Here is a 3,947-nt window from a genome sequence, read left to right as displayed (position 1 = left end):
CCAGGGCGCCCGTCACGGCGGCGAGGACCGTCCCGGCGGGCGCTGTGACCAGCACGTTCGCGTACCCGACCGGGTGGGACGGCGGCGTGCCCGTACCGCCGCCCTCACCCGCGTCCACCGCGCTGCGTGCGCCGCGCGGCGCCAGGGCGACAGTCAGCCGGATCTGCATCTGCCCTCCAGGTCCCGTCCGCATCTCTGCGGTCCGTCCGCATTCCTGCGGCCTGATCCGCGTGCCGGGCGCGGTCCGTCCGCGTCCGGCCGCGTGCTGTTCGCGGTCCGTCCGCGGTCTGTCCGCGACCTGTCCGCGATGTCTCCGCGTCCGGCGCGCTCCGCGCGCGCCGTGCCCGGAGGGTGCCCCGTCGTGCCCGGACGGTGTCCGCCGGGGTCCGGCGGTGCTCCGCCGTGCCCCGGCAGTGTCCCGCCGTGGCCGGGCGGCATGCCGCCCGGCCACGGCGGTCCGCCGGCGGTCCGCCCGCCGACCGGGCTCGCGCACCGGTTCCGCGTCCGTTCCGCCGGCACGCTTTCCGTACCGTTGCATGCATACTCGCACCCGGGACCGACAACGGAGCCCGTCCTGGCCACCTTCACGATCTTGCCGCCGGAATGATCTTGTTCGGTCGATCTTGTCCGGGCGGCGGCGCCGCCGCAACCATCCCCACCGGGTGTGCGTCTTCCGGGGGAGCCGTCCGGACACCGGGTGTCCGGAGCCGGCCGCCCGGTCGCAGGCGAGGCGGGCGTGCCCGGCGGCGCGTGCGCGGGCCCGGGGCCGCTTGCGTGGCGGCACTATTGTGGGCGGGATAGCAGGACGAGACCAGGGAGCGCATGACGTGCGGCCGGTAGGCAGCAAGTATCTGCTCGAAGAGCCGCTGGGGCGCGGCGCCACGGGCACTGTCTGGCGGGCCCGCCAGCGGGAGACGGCGGGCTCGGAGGCGGCGGTGGCCGGGCAGCCCGGCGAGACCGTCGCCATCAAGGTCCTCAAGGAGGAGCTGGCGAGCGATCCCGATGTGGTGATGCGGTTCCTGCGGGAGCGCTCCGTGCTCCTGCGGCTGACCCACCACAACATCGTCAGGACCCGTGACCTGGTGGTCGAGGGCGATCTCCTGGCGCTCGTGATGGACCTCATCGACGGTCCCGACCTGCACCGCTACCTGCGCGAGAACGGTCCGTTCTCGCCGATCGCCGCGTGTCTGGTGACCGCGCAGGTGGCCGACGCGCTGGCCGCCAGCCACGCCGACGGCATCGTGCACCGGGACCTGAAGCCGGCGAACGTCCTGCTCACCGAGGACGAGAGCGGCATGCGCCCGATGCTCACCGACTTCGGTATCGCGCGGCTGGCCGACTCGCCGGGGCTCACCCGCACCCAGGAGTTCGTCGGCACCCCGGCGTATGTGGCGCCGGAGTCGGCGGAGGGCCGGCCGCAGACCTCCGCCGTGGACATCTACGGCGCGGGCATCGTGCTGTACGAGCTGGTCACCGGGCGTCCGCCGTTCAGCGGCGAGAACGCGCTGGCGGTGCTGCACCAGCACCTGGCGCAGGACCCGGAGCGCCCCGCGAACATCCCCGACCCGCTGTGGACGGTCATCGAGCGCTGCCTGCGCAAGAACCCCGACGAGCGGCCCAGTGCCGTCAACCTCGCGCGTGCGCTGCGTACCGTCGCCGACGGCATCGGCGCGCAGGCGACCCCGCAGGCGGCCGGTGCGGCGCTGGGGGTGGGGGCGCTGCTGGCGCCGGACCCGACGCCCGCCCCGGTCCCGGAGACCGGCGCGGGCGCCGGGAGCGCCCCGGGCTCAGGCGCGGGCGACGCCGAGCCGACGCAGGTCCTGCCGCACGGCGCGGCGGGCGCGGCGGCTGCCGGTGCGGCGGGTGCGGCCGGGGGCTACGACCCGTCGGCCGAGACGAACGTGCTGCCGCAGACGGGCAACCGGGGCGGGCCGCCGCAGTACGACCCGTCGGCGCAGACCGACGTGATGCCGCAGACCGGCGGCCCCCATGGTCAGGGCGGTTACGGCCAGGGCGGGCCGGGCGGCAACGCCGATCCCACCCAGGTCATGCCGCCCGTCCCGCCGGGCCAGCAGGGGGCCCCGCAGCAGGACGGTCCGCATCCGTGGGAGAGCCAGATGCGGGCGGCGCGGGACCGCAACGAGCAGACGCAGTTCCAGCCGCTCGACCCGAGCCAGGACCCGCTGCGCCGCCGTCCGCAGCGCCGCGCCGCGGCCCCGCCGCAGCACCCCCGCCAGGACCCGTACGGGCAGCAGGGGTATGGCCAGCAGGGCTACGGACAGCCTGCGCAGCAGTACGGCGGGCAGCGTCCCCCGGCCCAGCAGCCGCCGCCGCAGCGCTACGAGCCGCAGCCGCCGCGCCGCCGGGAGCCGAGGCCCCAGCGGGAGCCGCAGCCGCCGCGTGAGCCGAGGCAGCGGCGTGAGCCGCGGCAGCGCACGCCGATGCGGATTCCGGGGCTGGGCTGCCTCAAGGGCTGTCTGTTCATGGTCCTGATACTGGTCGTGGCCGTGGTGCTGGTGTGGAACTTCACGCCGGTGCCGGAGTGGTGGGCCGAGGGCAAGAGCTTCTGGCAGTCCACCAAGGACGTGGTCGGCCAGATCGGGGACTTCCTCGGGAAGTTCACCAATTGACCCGACGCTGCCGACCTTGGTGATTTGTCGACTTCCAAAGGGGGATTTACCCCGCAGAAGTGACAGTTGACGGCATCCGGGGCTCCCAACCCCGGCCCCGCCGCGTAGTTTTGTCGCCATGGCACGGAAGATCGGCAGTCGCTACACGGCACACCGGATCCTCGGGCGCGGCAGCGCCGGAACGGTGTGGCTCGGCGACGGACCCGAGGGTCCCGTCGCCATCAAACTGCTGCGCGAGGACCTGGCCGCGGACCAGGACCTGGTCGAGCGGTTCGTCCAGGAGCGCAGCGCCCTCCTCCACCTCGACCACCCCCGGGTCGTCGGCGTCCGCGACCTGGTGGTGGACGGCAACGAACTGGCCCTGGTCATGGACCTGGTGCGGGGCACCGATCTGCGCACCCGGCTGGAGCGGGACCGCCGGCTCGCCCCGGCGGCGGCCGTCGCCATCGCGGCGGACGTCGCCGACGCGCTGGCCGCCGCGCACGCCGCGGGGCTGGTGCACCGGGATGTGAAGCCGGAGAACGTGCTGCTGGACGCCCTGTCGATGGAGGGGCCCGGCGGGGCGCCGCCCGCGCTGCTGACCGACTTCGGGGTCGCCAAGCTCATCGACTCGCCCAGCCGCACCCGGGCCACCTCGATCATCGGCACCCCGGACTATCTGGCGCCGGAGATCGTCGAGGGGCTGCCGCCGCGGGCCGCCGTGGACATCTACGCGCTGGCCACCGTGCTCTACGAACTGCTCTCCGGCTTCACCCCGTTCGGCGGCGGCCACCCCGGCGCGGTGCTGCGCCGCCACGTGACGGAGTCCGTCGCGCCGCTGCCCGGCATCCCGGACGAGCTGTGGCAGCTCATCCACCAGTGCCTCGCCAAGGCCCCGGCCTCCCGGCTGCGCGCCGTCGAACTGGCGTCCAGGCTGCGCGAGCTGCTGCCCGCGCTGGAGGGGCTGCCGCCGCTCGACATCGACGAGCACTCCGAGGACGGCTACGAGGGCTACGGGGACCACGAGGGCGAGGGCGCTCAGGCCGAGCGGGCGCCCGCCGGCCCGGAGGCGCAGGCCGTGCCCGCCACCGGGGGTGCCGTGCCGCTGGTCCACTCGCGGGTCGGTCCCGACGCCAACCGCGACACCCACACGAGCATGCGCGTCCCCGGCGCGGACGAGCTGGCCGGCGGGGCGCACGGGACGGCTCGCGCGCCCCGCGCGGCGGGGGAGGCGCGGGCCGGGTCGGCACGGCACCGGGCGGCCGAACGCCGCCGCCGGATCACGCTGGGCGTCGTCGCGGCGCTGGTGGCCGCGGCCCTGGCCGTGGGCGGCTGGCT

2 protein-coding genes are annotated in these 3,947 nt (G+C 75.4%); both read left to right on the top strand.

Annotation, left to right across the window (positions count from 1 at the left end):
- The first annotated feature begins 827 nt into the window (after positions 1 to 827).
- Positions 828 to 2,630, top strand: a complete 1,803-nt coding sequence (locus FM076_RS12560; RefSeq protein ID WP_173870344.1) for a protein kinase domain-containing protein — start codon at positions 828 to 830, stop codon at positions 2,628 to 2,630.
- A gap of 118 nt (positions 2,631 to 2,748) precedes the next feature.
- On the top strand, positions 2,749 to 3,947 hold a 1,199-nt coding region (locus FM076_RS12555), incomplete at its 3' end, for a serine/threonine-protein kinase (RefSeq protein WP_173874699.1).

This window comes from Streptomyces albus subsp. chlorinus (genome assembly GCF_013302895.1).
GTDB classification, from domain to species: Bacteria; Actinomycetota; Actinomycetes; order Streptomycetales; family Streptomycetaceae; genus Streptomyces; species Streptomyces chlorinus.
The sequence above is the reverse complement of the archived record's forward strand: the minus strand, read 5'-3'. Positions and strand labels throughout refer to the sequence as shown.